Annotated in this window: 15 protein-coding genes; 13 read left to right on the top strand and 2 right to left on the bottom strand. The window is 52.7% G+C overall.

The features are described from left to right. Nucleotides 1–59 precede the first annotated feature (59 nt). The 7 genes from NH398_RS12770 (at nt 60) to NH398_RS12740 (ending at nt 6,781) form a co-directional block, all read left to right on the top strand. Complete coding sequence (locus tag NH398_RS12770) at nt 60–1,835, top strand: AAA family ATPase (RefSeq protein WP_253018853.1); 1,776 nt, start codon at nt 60–62, stop codon at nt 1,833–1,835. 232 nt (nt 1,836–2,067) lie between these two features. Further along, nucleotides 2,068–2,958, top strand: a complete 891-nt coding sequence (locus NH398_RS12765) for a transposase (RefSeq protein ID WP_253018852.1) — start codon at nt 2,068–2,070, stop codon at nt 2,956–2,958. After that, entirely contained in the window at nt 2,951–3,331 is a 381-nt protein-coding gene (locus tag NH398_RS12760) for a transposase (protein WP_253018851.1), read from the top strand. The genes NH398_RS12765 and NH398_RS12760 overlap by 8 nt, the downstream gene beginning before the upstream one ends. 48 nt (nt 3,332–3,379) lie before the next feature. Further along, nucleotides 3,380–3,592, top strand: coding sequence for a transposase (locus NH398_RS12755; RefSeq protein ID WP_253018997.1), 213 nt, complete (start codon nt 3,380–3,382; stop codon nt 3,590–3,592). A 128-nt stretch (nt 3,593–3,720) separates the two neighbouring features. Then, nucleotides 3,721–5,385 (top strand): AAA family ATPase, encoded by a 1,665-nt coding sequence (locus NH398_RS12750; protein WP_253018850.1) that lies wholly within the window; start codon nt 3,721–3,723, stop codon nt 5,383–5,385. Between the two features lie 165 nt (nt 5,386–5,550). Next, nucleotides 5,551–5,718, top strand: coding sequence for a transposase (locus tag NH398_RS12745; protein ID WP_253018849.1), 168 nt, complete (start codon nt 5,551–5,553; stop codon nt 5,716–5,718). A 97-nt stretch (nt 5,719–5,815) separates the two neighbouring features. Beyond that, nucleotides 5,816–6,781 carry a 5'-nucleotidase gene (locus NH398_RS12740; protein WP_253018848.1) on the top strand — a complete coding sequence of 322 codons (966 nt, stop codon included), beginning with the start codon at nt 5,816–5,818 and terminating at the stop codon, nt 6,779–6,781. 270 nt (nt 6,782–7,051) lie between these two features. Here NH398_RS12740 and NH398_RS12735 read toward each other — a convergent pair whose 3' ends face one another. Then, nucleotides 7,052–7,963: a LysR family transcriptional regulator gene (locus NH398_RS12735; protein WP_253018847.1), complete on the bottom strand. Its 912-nt coding sequence runs from the start codon at nt 7,961–7,963 to the stop codon at nt 7,052–7,054. Nucleotides 7,964–8,056: 93 nt separating this feature from the next. Between NH398_RS12735 and NH398_RS12730 the strand changes: the two genes are divergently transcribed. From NH398_RS12730 to NH398_RS12720, 3 genes are all read left to right on the top strand, one after another. Continuing rightward, nucleotides 8,057–8,578, top strand: a complete 522-nt coding sequence (locus NH398_RS12730; protein ID WP_253018846.1) for a DMT family transporter — start codon at nt 8,057–8,059, stop codon at nt 8,576–8,578. 116 nt (nt 8,579–8,694) lie between these two features. Further along, nucleotides 8,695–9,105, top strand: a complete 411-nt coding sequence (locus NH398_RS12725; RefSeq protein ID WP_253018845.1) for a thiol-disulfide oxidoreductase DCC family protein — start codon at nt 8,695–8,697, stop codon at nt 9,103–9,105. Between the two features lie 193 nt (nt 9,106–9,298). Beyond that, the gene (locus NH398_RS12720; RefSeq protein WP_253018844.1) at nt 9,299–9,988 is read left to right on the top strand and encodes an NAD(P)H-binding protein; all 690 of its coding nucleotides are present in this window, start codon (nt 9,299–9,301) and stop codon (nt 9,986–9,988) included. Here the strand turns inward: NH398_RS12720 and NH398_RS12715 are convergent. Then, entirely contained in the window at nt 9,985–10,887 is a 903-nt protein-coding gene (locus tag NH398_RS12715; RefSeq protein ID WP_253018843.1) for a LysR family transcriptional regulator, read from the bottom strand. The genes NH398_RS12720 and NH398_RS12715 overlap by 4 nt on opposite strands. Nucleotides 10,888–11,043: 156 nt before the next feature. Here NH398_RS12715 and leuC point away from each other — a divergent pair, with 156 nt between their 5' ends. Genes leuC through leuB form a run of 3 tightly spaced genes read left to right on the top strand, consistent with a single transcriptional unit; the run spans nt 11,044 to nt 14,288 of the window. After that, nucleotides 11,044–12,495, top strand: a complete 1,452-nt coding sequence (leuC, locus tag NH398_RS12710) for a 3-isopropylmalate dehydratase large subunit (RefSeq protein ID WP_159341943.1) — start codon at nt 11,044–11,046, stop codon at nt 12,493–12,495. 3 nt (nt 12,496–12,498) lie between these two features. Beyond that, nucleotides 12,499–13,146 carry a 3-isopropylmalate dehydratase small subunit gene (gene leuD, locus NH398_RS12705; protein WP_159341944.1) on the top strand — a complete coding sequence of 216 codons (648 nt, stop codon included), beginning with the start codon at nt 12,499–12,501 and terminating at the stop codon, nt 13,144–13,146. A gap of 59 nt (nt 13,147–13,205) precedes the next feature. After that, the gene (gene leuB / locus NH398_RS12700) at nt 13,206–14,288 is read left to right on the top strand and encodes a 3-isopropylmalate dehydrogenase (protein WP_253018842.1); all 1,083 of its coding nucleotides are present in this window, start codon (nt 13,206–13,208) and stop codon (nt 14,286–14,288) included. The last annotated feature ends 121 nt before the right edge of the window (nt 14,289–14,409 follow it).

Raw genomic sequence — 14,409 nt, 5'->3', positions numbered from 1 at the left:
TTAGGCGTTAAATTTCCGGCAGCCATTCTAAGGCTTTAAGCAGGTATCGAAAGTTTTTTATGAAGATAATTAAAAAAGTTGAAATCAGCTATTTTAGATCAGTATATTCAGTAGACCTGAAAAATATTGATGATTTGAATATTTTGATTGGTGGCAACGACAGTGGGAAGTCAAATATCTTAAAGTCTCTGAACCTTTTCTTCAATAATAAGACGGAGCTTGGTCAAGAGTATTATTTTTCAGATGATCTTACGAGGAAGAGAGAGCAAGAGGCGCGGGATACAAAGGGCCGTGCAACTATATGGATAAAAGTTCATTTCTATAACTTCTTAAAGTGGAAATCCTTACCAGAGGAATTTGTCATAAAGAAGGTTTGGAACCGCTACGTCTCTGAGCCAGAAGTGTCATACCCGAAGGGGCTACCCTCAACTGCTATAGCAAGATTTTTGAATAAAATATCCTTTCATTACGTACCTGCCGTTCGAGGTAGAGATATATTTAGCCACTACTTGTCGCTACTACATGACGCTCTGCTTGAAGATGAGAAGGCTGGTTTGATTGGCTCGACGGATGAGTTGATGAATACTTTGAATGATAGCACTCAAGATATGAGTGAAAAAATCATGAGGGGAGTAGGTATAGAAAGTAGCATTCAGCCTCCAACAAATCTGCGAGTGCTATTTAGTGCCTTGGACTTCTCGACTGGGTATGGAGATCACAGCGTCCCTCTTCAAAAAAGAGGAGATGGCGTACAAAGCAGACACATACCGTATATTCTTGATTTCATCGCTAGGCATACAAACACGCATCACATATGGGCCTATGAAGAGCCGGAGACATCTTTAGAACTTGGCCCAGCGTTTGAGCTCGCGAAACAATTCAAAGAGGAGTTTTGTGAGGAAAACCAAATTTTCCTAACGACCCACTCTCCAGCGTTTTATGACTTGTCTGGAGATCACATTTCTAAATGGCACGTTTATCAAAAGGAGATGGAAAGCGGTAACGAAACTCAAGCTGAGAAAGTGACTTCTGAAGAGATATTAGATCGGAAGCTGGGCGTGGCGGCATTGGTTGCTGATCGAGCAAGAGAGGCATATGAACAAATACAGTCATTAACAACTACAATCGATAGGCTTGATACGGAATTATCGCAGCATGCAATGCCTCATGTAATCGTTGAAGGCGTTACTGATAAAGACATAATGGAGGAGGCGTACCGTAAGCTTTATCCTGGTGATGATCCATTTTGCGAATTCCTACATGCTGGAGGGGCCACAAATATTCCTCCATATCTTAAGTCGGCAAAAGTACTATCAAAAGAATTTTCTCACGCTGTCATCGGATTGTTCGATAGAGATCAAGAGGGAAGGAAACAAATTAAGGACTTCTCTTCTAATGATCTAGTAGATGGCACTGAATTCTTCGAAATATCTTCTGATAGAAAGTTGTATGCTGGTTTACTAGCACTACCTGATGCGCTTCAAATAGTTGAACAAAGTTTGAACGACAACATGGGGCAGGACATCAATCTTCCCGTGCCAGTTGAGTTCATGTTTTCGGAAGAGATTGTACGTCAAGCACTGGACCAGGGCGTTATTGAGCTCGAGGATCGAATTGCAAAGGCAAATGATCCTGAGCTCCCTACTAGTATTAACCTCAGTGAAATGTATTCAAAGCACCTTCCAGATGGAAGTGAATACCTTGCAAAAAAGGTTAAGAAAAGTACTAAAACTCAATTTTCAAATTGGGTAGTCAATCAACCTGCAGAGTCGTTCGAAAATTTCAGGACGGTGTTCGAGCAGTTGAGAATAGTTATCAATACAGAGCAGCAATAATTTAACAAGGCATTGCAGCGGATAAACCGCTGAATGCGGCGTTGAGGCTGTAGAAAAACCCTTTTGACAGCCAGGTTTTGATAGGATCGGGAAAACAGACGGGGAGTGGTCAGCATGGCGCGCTTCAAGGTTTATAACTACGATCAGAACGCCATGGTGGTGATCAACTACCAGGATCAGCTTCAGCCTGGCACCTTCGAACACGCATTACCTGATCGAGCATAAACTCGACTTGTCGGTTTTACATCCGGGATATCGCAACGACACGACAGGTCGGCTGGCCTATGATCCGGACATCCTGTTGAAGATCATCCTGTTTGCTTACTCAAAAGGCATCACCTCCAGCCGCGAGATGCAATGGTATTGCGAGACCAATATCATTTTCAAAGCCCTTTCTTGCGATACCGTTCCCCACTTTACCACTCTGGCTAGCTTCGTAAGCCGTCATGCTGATGAGATTGAAGCGCTGTTCGAACAGGTGCTGCTTATGTGCCACGAACAAGGCTTACTGGGCAACGAGCTCTTTGCCATTGACGGCTGCAAGATGTCCTCCGATGCCTCCAAAGAGTGGTCGGGTACGTTCAAAGAGTTGGGCGAGAAGCGGGAGAAACTGAGAGGCCTGGTTCGGCATCACCTGCTAGAGCATTACGCACGTGATGAAGCTGAAACGGAAGCCGATCTGGATCGGGACATTCGTCGAGCCAGGATGATCCTCTCCCTGGATGCCGCCATGAACAAAGTGGATCGCTTCCTGAAGACGCACAGCCCAAGGATGGGCCGGGGGAAGCGACTCAAGGAAGTGAAAAGTAACCTCACCGATAATGAAAGCGCCAAAATGACCACCCGTAAAGGCACGATCCAGGGTTATAACGGTGTGGCCACGGTGGATAAGAAGCATCAGATCATCATTGACGCTCAGGCCTTTGGTGAAGGCCAGGAACACCACACCTTGCAGCCCGTACTGAAAGCGGTCGAAGCTCGTTTTAAGAAGCTAGGTATTGCGGACAACATCTACCAGAAAGGCACCGTCGTGACCGCAGATACTGGCTTCGCCAATGACAAATTTATCGGAAATAAATTTGCACAGCCGCAGGCTGGCCCGAAGGGCGAGTCTCATGGATGAGACGAGTAAACTCAATATGAAGTACCTGCACGAACGCCAGATTTATGGCTACATCCCCGATAACCAGTTTCGCAGCCCAGATACGAAGTTCGCCGACCAGAAAGATAAATACGGCAAGCGCCACCAGAACCTATCTGACAAAGGCTGGTGTGAGACGACGCCAGCCAGCGCGTTCCAGTTTGATTCAGTAGCGCTCACGTGTATCTGCCCAACCGGCGAAAAGCTGTCTTATCGCTGGCAACGAGAAACGGACACTGGCAAGATTCGGGTACGCTTTGAAGGACGTTTGCTGCAATGTCGGCACTGCCCAAAGAAATACCACTGCATGCAGAACCCAGGCTCGGCCGATCATCGCCACGGCGCAGGGCGATAAGTGTCTTTTGTTATCGAGAACAAACGCTTACCCAATTACACCGAATGGATGAGACACCGGGTGTATAGTCCGAAGGGCAAGGAAATCTACAGTCATCGCATGTCAGTCGTGGAGCCGGTATTCGGCAACATTGGCACGACGAAAAGGCTGAACCGGTTCAGTCTACGGGGTAAGAAAAAGGTACAGGGCCAGTGGCAGTTATACTGCCTGGTGCATAACATTGAGAAGTTAGCGAATTATGGTCATTTGGCCGCGTCATGAAAGGCTTGGAGAGGGATAAATTGCTTTGTAACAGCAAAATACTGCCTTCATCTAGCTTTAAATGGGCGCTCAGGTGGCGGAATACCGATATGAATATTATCCAGCCAGATGACTGGCTGGATCAGTAAATGATGACGAGAGGCGGTGGAGACGGCTCGAAATCGGGTTTTTCTACAGCTTTGTTAGCCATGCACCCAAAAAACTTCAACTATAGCGTAATAAGAATTTATATGAGCTACAGAGAAAGCAACCTTGACAGAAACCTAAGAAAATGGTTTGCAAACGACTTCTCAAAGTCACTGCTTAGATCAATAACGCTTAGAACGGGAAATATGCGAGGTTTATCCGCGTTCCATATTGACTTTGAGTATCCAATAACAGCAATTGCTGGAAAGAATGGATCGGGGAAGTCAACAATCCTCGCACTTTCGTCTTGCGCATATCACAATAAAGGCACGGGATTTAAACTTCCAAATAGAAAGACTTCTTATTACACTTTTGCTGATTTTTTTATCCAGCACTCTGAAGACTTACCACCACAAGGTATCGAGATCTCATATGGAATTTCTTATAACAACTGGAAGAAAACAGATCGGCTACCTAATGGTGTCGGAATTGGATATCAAACAAGAAGGAAGAAGCGTGCTGGAAAATGGAATGATTATGCAAGTAGGCTTAAGAGGGACGTTGTATTTTTAGGTATAGAAAGAATTGTTCCGCATAATGAAAAAAGTCAATCAAAAAGCTATTCAAGATCATTCTCACATGCAGGTAATGCCGGCTGGGAGGTTAAGGTAAAGGATGCTGTGGGAAAAATATTGGGGAAAAAATATGACGACTTTAAGTATGTGAGTCATTCTAAATATAGACTGCCCATAGTAAGTGTCAATGGCGATAAATACTCTGGATTTAACATGGGGGCAGGCGAGAATGCTCTTTTTGAAGTTTTTTCTGTTATGCACTCTGTGTCGGAGGGGGCTCTGATCGTAATAGATGAAATAGAGCTAGGTCTACATTCGGAAGCCCAAAAGAAGTTTGTCCGAACACTTAAAGAACTTTGTAAAGAACGCAGTCTCCAAATAATATGTACCACTCACTCAAGAGATATATTTTCGCAATTACCAGATGATGCAAGAATATTTATCGAAACTACGAATGGTAAATCTATTGTTACACCAGCCATCTCTCCTGATTACGCGTTTTCAAAGCTAAGTGCTGAAAACTCACAAGAGCTTAGTATTTTAGTTGAGGATCGGGTAGCCAAGTCTATTCTTTTGGCCGTTTTGCCTAGCTGTATTCGTGCAAGGATTAGTTTGGAGGTTATTGGTTCTGCATCAGCTCTTTCTAGACAGCTTGCGGCAAGTTATAACCGTGAAAATAGAAAATCAATTTTAGTAATATTCGATGGTGATCAAAAGGCAAAGGAGAAGCACAACCTAGACCACGCATTTTCCATGTCTGAGTCCAGGGATAAGGAGGGTTTTAAGGATTGGGCGTTAAATCAAATAACCTATTTGCCCGGAGACACTTGGCCCGAATCATGGCTAGTACAGAAATCTACAGAAAGTATCGAAGAACTCGCTAAGATTTTAAGTGTCGACTTGGATGAGCTTGAAGATGTATTAGAGCGGGGTTTGGAGGCCGGAAAGCATGATGAGTTTAATGAAATTGGAACGCTTATTGGTCTTGATGAGTCAGATGCTCTGAATAGATTTTGTATAAATGTTGCACAGCAACATGCTAATGAGTTTTCAAAGGTCGTAACTATTGTTGAAAATGCTCTGGATGGCTAACAAGTGCGTCAAATACTTTCCGGGCCAAAAGGCCCTCCACCGGACGGCTTTTTCTCCGCTTCGCTGCGCAAAAGCCGCCGTTTACGCAGGCGTTGAGGCTGTAGAAAAACCCCTTTGACAGCCAGGCTTTGGTAGGATCGGGAAAACAGACGGGGAGTGGTCAGCATGCCGCGCTTCAAGTTTTACAACTACGATCAGAACGCTATGATGTTGATCAACTACCAGGATCAGCTTCAGCCTGGCATCTTCGAACACGCAGTGCATTACCTGATCGAGCATAAACTCGACTTGTCGGTTTTCCATCCTGAGTATCGCAACGGCACAACAGAATAGCCTATGATCCGGCCATCCTGTTGAAGATCATCCTGTTTGCCTACTCAAAAGGCATCACCTCATCCCAAGCCCCACCAGCCACCCACAAAGGACACGCATGCCCTACGAACTTGATAACCGCTTGGTCATTGGCGTTGCCTCCAGTGCGGTCTTTGATCTGAGCGAATCCGATGCCGTCTTTCGCCGCGAGGGGGAGGAGCAGTACCGCGAATATCAGGAAAAGAATCTTGAGGTTCCGCTCCCCAAGGGCATCGCGTTTCCGTTTATCAAGCGGCTGCTGGCGTTGAACGACTTGAGCCCCAGCCCGGAAGACCCGCTGGTGGAGGTGGTGCTGCTGTCACGCAACGACCCGGATACCGGCTTGCGCGTCATGAAAACCATCGAGCACTACGGGCTGGGCATCACCCGGGCGATCTTCATGCAGGGGCGTTCGCCCTATGAGTACATTCCCGCGTTGAACATTGCGCTATTTTTGTCTGGTCACAAGCCAGACGTGGAGGCCGCCATTGGCAGCGGGCACCCGGCGGGGCAGGTGCTGGATTCCATGTTTGACGATGATGAAGACGACCAGACACTGCGCATCGCTTTTGACTTTGATGGCGTGCTGGCGGGCGACGAATCCGAGTCGGTCATGCAGGCATCAGGGCTCACGGCCTTCCATGATCATGAAGTCAAAAACGTGATGCAGCCGCACCATCCTGGGCCACTAAAAGAGTTCCTAGTACGCATTTCAAGAATCCAGTCGGCGGAAGAAGCGTACAAGCAGCAGCACCCCGAGTATGAAAACCGTATACGCGTGTCGATTGTCACGGCCCGCAATGCGCCTTCCCATGAACGCGCCTTGAAAACGCTGAAAAGCTGGGGTGTCATGGCCAACGATGCATTTTTCCTGGGCGGAATCGAGAAGGGCAGCGTGCTGGGTGTGTTGAAGCCGCACATCTTCTTCGATGATCAGTCTGGCCATTTGCAGTCCGCCAGTGCGGTAGTGCCTTCTGTCCATATTCCGTTTGGTGTCACCAACCAGCCCAGGGCGAAAGCAGACGAGCCTGCTGCTGGGAGCTGACCCTATTCACTTTACAAGATGGCAACCGACATGACCCTGGTGACGCTTCTGTTATTCATACCTGCATGTTTTCCCCTGAACATGGCCCCAGTCCCAACAATCTGCTCTCCATGGCGAATGCCAGGCGTTGCGGCAAACATGTTGCTGGGTGCATTTCGCTCAGCTCGGTGGCGCGGCCTCGCGGGTGCCTCGCTAATCGCTCGTTACCACGCGCTACCAGGGTATTGACCTGGGTGGTGGGTATCACCGTCGCGATCTGATGCCGCCCAATCACGCGCTTTCTCCCAACATCTCAACGATCGTTTGTCTCAGCCAGTTGTGCCCGGCATCGCTTTCCCGCCGTGAGTGCCAAACCATCTCGTAGGCAAACGGGTCAATGGGAAAGGGTGTGGCGAAGAGCTGCAGTGGTGAGTCCACTGGCAACGGATCGAAGCTGCGCCGTGCTGCCGTCACTATCAAATCCGTGTTGGCCACTAGACTGCTAGCGATGCCCCAGTGGGGCAGGGTCATCGCTATCCGGCGGCTAACGCCTTCGCGCTGCAGGGCGTGTTCTATCTCACCGGCTTCGTTGCTTTGCAGGGCGACCAGGACATGTGGCCGCGAGAGCCAAGCGTCTTTATCCAGGCTGCCAGTATTGGGCAGGGTGTGTTTATCCGCCGCACTCACGAAGTGCTCGATGAAGAGCGTTCGGGTGCGTAACTCATCGGCAAGCGGCGATGGGAACACCCCAAACGCCAAGTCGATCTCTCCATCATGTACGCCTGCCAGCATCGAGGCGCGGCTGCCTTGCGTGACTTGAAGATCGATCTCCGGGGCGCAGGAGCGCAAGCGCTTTATCAGCCCCGGCAGGATGACCCTAGAGCCATAGTCCGACATGGCGAGCCTAAATAGCCGCTTCGTCCGAGCGGGGTCGAAGGCGGGCTGGCCGAGCAGCGTGCCTACCTGATGCAGTGCTTCCGTCAATGCCGGTAGTAGCTCGCTGGCGCGGGAAGTGAGTTCCAGTTTGCCTGCCCGTCGCACCAGCAACGGGTCGTCAAAAATAGTGCGCAAATGAGCGAGTGCATGGCTGACGGCGGGCTGGCTTTTATGTAAGCGCCGTGCCGCTCGCGAGACGTGCTTTTCGGTCAGTAGTGCGTGCAGAGTGACCAGCAGATTGAGATCGATACGTCTTAAATTATTCATAGCTTGAATAATGAAAAATAAAAAATGGAATTTCAATTAATAAAATGAATTATACAAGATAAAAGACCCTTTCAGACGCATTAGGAGCTTGTCATGAATTCATCTCTCACCGTGGTAGGGTTGGCGGCAGTGGCGGTCGTCGCAGGGGCTTTGGTGCCATTTCAAGCCGGTAGTAACGCGGAATTAGGCCGAGCGCTAGGCCATCCTCTTTGGGCAACGCTGGTCTCTCTGGTGGTCAGTATTCTTGTCGTCATCCCTATTGCACTGGCGATGCAGGCAGCGCCTCCCGTTTTCGGCGCTGCTAGGCACTTGCCCGCCTGGGGATGGCTGGGCGGCGTCGCAGGCGCTATCTACGTTTCGTCGGCGCTAATATTGGTGCCGCGGGTGGGGGCCACGAGCTTTATGGTGTGTGTGATTGCAGGGCAGTTGATCGCATCGCTGCTGTTGGATTACCACGGCTGGATGAACTTGCCTGTTAGAGAGGTCAGCGTGGGGCGTGTGTTGGGCGTGGTGATGGTAATAGTGGGCATGGTGACGGTGCTGTGGTTCTCATCCACGACCAAGCCAGCTCAACACGATGCTGATCAGGTCGTATCACGCACCGCCCCTTCATGAAGGCACTAGGTTTTTCGATGAGTCTGCACGGTTTAACGTCGCTCGAACGGTAAGTGGACGTAGTGTAAGTTTGGTTATGCGCTTCAAGCGAACCATCATCTTCCTTTCAGGAGCCTATGGATAATCGATATATCGTCATATTCGATGGTGTTTGCAACTTCTGTAACGGCGCAGTGAATTTCATCATCAAGCGAGACCCAGAGGGAATCTTTGCATTCACCCCGATGCAGAGCGAGTTGGCGCAGGAGCTCACGCAGCGCTTTAACGTGCCCGATGTGGGAATGGACACCTTGGTACTTATCAAAGATGGTAAGTGTTACGTCCTTTCAGATGCGGCCCTTGAGATAGCCAAAGACCTGCAAGGGCCGTGGCGGTTCTGTTATGTATTCAAGGTTGTTCCCAGGCCGATCAGAGACGCGGCTTATAAGTTATTTGCTCGGAATCGTTATACGCTTTTTGGTAAGAAAGAGGCTTGTATGGTGCCGTCAGCAGAGGTGAAGTCGCGGTTTGTGGGTATCGACACTTAGCCCTTGTGCGGGTATTTGTTTCAACCAGACGTTGGTGGGGGGTAAGCGCGTGCATGTTATTTATTGAGGTGGCGCGGCCTCACGGGTGCCTCGCTGATCGCTCGTTACCACGCGCTACAATTTCATTCTTTGCCTACTCGCGTCAGTAGGGTTCTGTGTCTATGGCACTAGCACCATAAGGAAACGTTAATCCATGCCCACCGCCATCGTTCTTGGTGCCACTGGCGCTATCGGCCAGCAGCTCGTTACACAGCTTACGAGGCGCGAGGAGGTGGAAAGCGTCATCGTGATTACTCGCCGTGAGCTGGATATTACCCGTGAATTTCCCAACGCTATCGTTTCCAAAATCCAGCCTGCGCTGCTCGACTTCGACCAGTTAGAAGACCAAGCCGCCAAGTGTATGCCCGCAAGTGCCGTGGCCTTTGTGGCGCTGGGCACCACGAAGAAGCAGGCGGGGAGTAAAGAGGCGTTTCGCCGTGTGGATTATGTCTTAGTGCTGGCGTTTGCGCGGGCGTGTAAAACGGCAGGCGTTAGCAGATTAGGCGTGGTGACAGCGCACGGGGCGAATGCGCGCTCTTCGGTGTTTTATAACCGTGTGAAAGGCGAGGTGGAGCGGGATGTTCAGTCGCTGGGGTTGCCCTGCGTGTTCTTTGCTCGGCCTTCGCTGTTATTGGGACGGCCAGAGGATGGGCGGTTGGCAGAGTCGTGGGCGAGTGCGCTTTTAGCACCAGCGTCACGTTGGTTGCCGCGCTCGGTACGGCCGGTCGAGGTGCGCGTCGTGGCGGCGGCAATGGTCGACGCGGCGTTGGGCTCAGCCGACAGGCGCGCGTCGTCCGTGCTCTCGAATGCGGCCATGCACCAGAGTGAAAGCCCCCAGCGTTAATGCGTGTGGGCGGGTTGGCGGCTTTGCTCCAGCTCTTCGATCATCTTGCGCGCGGCGTTGGAGAGCGTTCGGTTGGTGTGCACCAGATAGCCGAGCGGGCGATGAATGGGCGCGGTGTCCACGGGTAGCTCTACCAGCTCGCTGTCGATCATCCTTTCCGGCAGCAGGCTCCAGCCGAGCCCTACGCCGCACATCATCTTGAGCGTTTCTAAGTAGTTGGTCGACATGCTCACGGGCAAGGTGAGGCCTGCTTCCTCAAATCGCTGGCCAATCAGCGTGCGAGTGAAGGTTTTGGCCCCCGGCAATATGCAGTTCACCTCACATAGTTCTGCCAAGCTGAGAGGCCTGCCGTTGTTGCGACTGCGGTCGGCGAGTGGATGGTCGCTGGCGCAGACGAAGCATAGTCGGTCACGCCATAGCTCCACGACCTGAAGCTGTTCAACGGGGTGGGGAGCCAGGGTGACGATGGCCATTTCCAGCGTGCCGTCCATCACGCCCTGGTAAGCCAGTTCGGAATCCAGGAAATGCAGATCCAGCGCCACTTCGGGATGGCGCTGGGTGTACTGCTTCAGTAGCGGCGGCAGGCGGTGAAGGCCAATGTGGTGGCTAGTGGCGAGCGTCAGTTTGCCGCCCACTTGACCAGAGAGATTGGCCAGCGCGCGGCGGCTATCTTCCACGGTAAACAGAATGCGCTGGGCGTTGGGCAGCAGCACGTTGCCTGCTTCGGTCAGCGCGATGCGCCGCCCAATGCGGTCGAAAAGTCGCGTGCCCAGCAGGTCTTCCAGCGTGGCAATGCGCTTGCTGACCGCAGGCTGTGTGAGATGGAGCTGTTCGGCAGCGCGGGAGAAGCTTTGGGTTTCCGCCACGGCGAGAAAGGCTTGCAGGCTTTGGGTATCCACGGGCGGCTCCCTGGTTGCTATTCCTGTTTGGAATCTAAAGTATGAATAACATGAATTGCTTTTATGCGCGAGTCGCGTAACACTCCTTGCATGCCATAGAAGCAGCACGCAGAGGCTGCCATAACGAACTAGCAGGGCACCGCCCAGGAGAGCCACATGTCAGGTCAAACGCTTTACGACAAACTCTGGAACCAGCATTTGGTGAAGCAGCGCGACGACGGTACGGCGCTGATCTACATCGACCGCCAGTTGCTCCACGAAGTGACCTCGCCTCAGGCGTTCGAAGGCCTGCGTTTGGCGAACCGTAAGCCCTGGCGTTTGGATGCCAACCTGGCCACGCCGGATCACAACGTGCCCACCACGGTGAAAGAGCGCGCCGAGGGTAACAGCGGTATCAAAGATCCGGTCTCGCTCATTCAGGTGCAAACCCTGGACGACAACTGCGTCGAGTACGGCATCGAAGAGTTCAAGATCAACGACCCGCGCCAGGGCATCGTGCACGTGGTGGGCCCTGAGCAGGGCGCCACACTGCCGGGTATGACCGTGGTATGCGGTGACTCCCACACGGCCACCCACGGCGCGTTTGGCGCGTTGGCCCACGGTATCGGCACCTCGGAAGTCGAGCACGTCTTGGCCACCCAGTGCCTGCTGGCGCAGAAAATGAAGAACATGCAGGTGCGCGTCGAAGGCGAGCTGGGCCTGGGCGTGACCGCAAAAGACGTCGTGTTGGCGATCATCGGTAAGATCGGCACCGCTGGTGGCACAGGCTACGCTATCGAGTTTGCGGGCAGCGCCATCGAGTCGCTCTCCATGGAAGGCCGCATGACGGTGTGCAACATGGCGATTGAAGCGGGTGCTCGCGTGGGCCTGATTGCCGTGGATGACACCACCATCGACTACCTCGCTAAACGCCCCTTTGCGCCCACCGCAGAACAGTGGGAAGCCGCCGTGGCCGACTGGCGCAACCTGGTATCGGATGCGGACGCCCACTTCGATAAAGTGGTGACGCTCAAAGCCGAAGAGATCGAACCGCAGGTGAGCTGGGGCACCAGCCCGGAAATGGTCACCGGTATTTCAGGCCAAGTGCCCGACCCCAAAGCCGCCTTGGATGAAACCGTGCAGCGCAGTCATGCCCGCGCGTTGGAGTACATGGGGCTGCAGGCGAACCAGAAGATCACCGATATCAAACTGGATAAAGTCTTTATCGGCTCCTGCACCAACTCGCGCATCGAAGACCTGCGTGAAGCTGCCAAAGTGGCGAAGGGCAACAAAGTGGCCGATTCCATCAAGCTGGCCATGGTCGTACCGGGCTCTGGCTTGGTGAAGCGCCAAGCGGAAGCGGAAGGCCTGGACAAAATCTTCATTGAAGCGGGCTTTGAGTGGCGCGAGCCGGGCTGCTCCATGTGCTTGGCCATGAACGCCGATAAGCTGGGCGCGGGCGAGCACTGTGCGTCTACCTCCAACCGTAACTTCGAAGGGCGCCAGGGCTATGGCGGTCGCACTCACTTGGTGAGTCCTGCCATGGCAGCGGCCGCCGCCATTGCCGGTCACTTCGTCGACGTACGCACCTTACCCGCTAACGACGCCACCCACGCGCAGGAGGCCTAAGCCATGAAAAAGTTCGAACGTTTTGAAGGCGTGGTCGCGCCGCTGGATCGCGCTAATGTCGATACCGACTTGATCATTCCCAAGCAGTTTTTGAAGTCCATCAAGCGCACGGGCTTTGGCGTCAACCTGTTTGACGAGCTGCGCTACCTGGATGAAGGCCAGCCGGGGCAAGACTGCTCGAAGCGCCCGCTGAATCCGGATTTCGTCTTGAACCAGCCGCGTTACCAGGGCGCTGAGGTACTGCTGGCGCGCCGTAACTTCGGTTGCGGTAGTTCCCGCGAACACGCGCCTTGGGCACTGGAAGATTTCGGCTTCAAGGTAGTGATTGCCCCCAGCTTTGCCGATATCTTCTACAACAACGCGTTCAAGAACGGCATTTTGCTGATCACTCTGGCGGAAGAAGAAGTAGATCGCCTGTTTGCTGAAGTAGAAGCTAACGAAGGCTACCAGCTCGACGTGGATCTTGAGCACCAGCGGGTGATTACGCCCAGTGGCGAGATTCTTGAGTTCGACGTTGACGCATTCCGCAAGCACTGTCTGCTCAACGGCTTGGACGATATTGGCATCACTCTGCAAGACGAAGACGCCATTCGCAGCTTCGAAGAGCAGCATCGCCAGCAGCGCCCGTGGCTGTTCCGCCAGCCTGCGTAGCGTTGGCTCACTGAGTAGTGGGCTATAAGTGCCTAAATTATAAGTGCTAAGGATTAAGCATGACTCATAAAGTGTTACTGCTGCCCGGTGATGGTATCGGCCCCGAAATCGCGGCCCAGGCAGCGCGTTTGTTGAAAGCCTGCCAAGAAGCGGGCTTGGATATTGAAGTCGAAGAGGGCTTGGTGGGCGGCTCCGCCTATGATGTTCACGGCGAGCCGCTGCCCGCTGAAACTCTGGAAAAAGCCAAAGCCGCCAGCGCCATTCTGCTCGGCGCAGTGGGTGGCCCTAAGTGGGATAAACTCGAAGATCTTTCCAAGCGCCCGGAAAAAGGCCTGCTGGGGCTGCGTAAGAACCTTGGCCTGTTCGGCAACCTTCGCCCGGCCATGCTCTACCCGCAGCTGGCCAGCGCTTCCAGCCTAAAGCCGGAGCTGGTGGCGGGCTTGGATATCATGATCGTACGGGAACTGACCGGCGGTATCTATTTCGGTCAGCCGCGCGGTATCGAAGAGCGTAACGGGGAGCGTGTTGGCTTCAACACCTACGTCTACTCCGAAAGTGAAATCGAGCGCATTGGCCGCGTCGCGTTCGAGATGGCTCAAAAGCGGGGCAAAAAGCTCTGCTCGGTGGATAAAGCCAACGTACTGGAAGTCACCATTCTGTGGCGTGAAGTGATGGAGCGCTTAGCACCGGAGTACCCGGACGTCGAGCTTTCCCACATGTACGTGGACAACGCCGCCATGCAGCTGGTGCGCGCACCGAAGCAGTTCGATGTTGTGGTGACCGGCAATATGTTTGGCGACATTCTCTCTGACGCTGCCGCCATGCTCACCGGCTCCATCGGGATGCTGCCGTCTGCCTCGCTCAACGAGAGCGGGCAGGGCATGTACGAACCCTGCCACGGCAGCGCGCCGGATATTGCGGGCCAGAACATCGCGAACCCGCTGGCCATGATGCTTTCTGTGGCGATGATGCTGCGCTACTCGCTCAATGAAACGGCGATGGCCGAGCGTATTGAAGCCGCCGTAGGCAGTGTGCTGGACGACGGCCTGCGCACCGCCGATATCGCCTCTGAAGGCACGCGCCGTGTGTCCACGGTGGAGATGGGCGATGCGGTACTCGCCGCCTTTGTACGCGGTGAGTAACAAAGAAAGCTTGCTAACTAATTGATTCGCCTCAATGCTTGTTTGAACAGCACATGTCGGCTGCCCTCAGGGGTGGCCGACGTCGTGTCTGATATGTGTGTATAATATAGGTCTCATTCTT

Source organism: Halomonas sp. CnH100-B, from assembly GCF_024124605.1.
GTDB lineage: Bacteria > Pseudomonadota > Gammaproteobacteria > Pseudomonadales > Halomonadaceae > Vreelandella.
The sequence above is the reverse complement of the archived record's forward strand: the minus strand, read 5'-3'. Positions and strand labels throughout refer to the sequence as shown.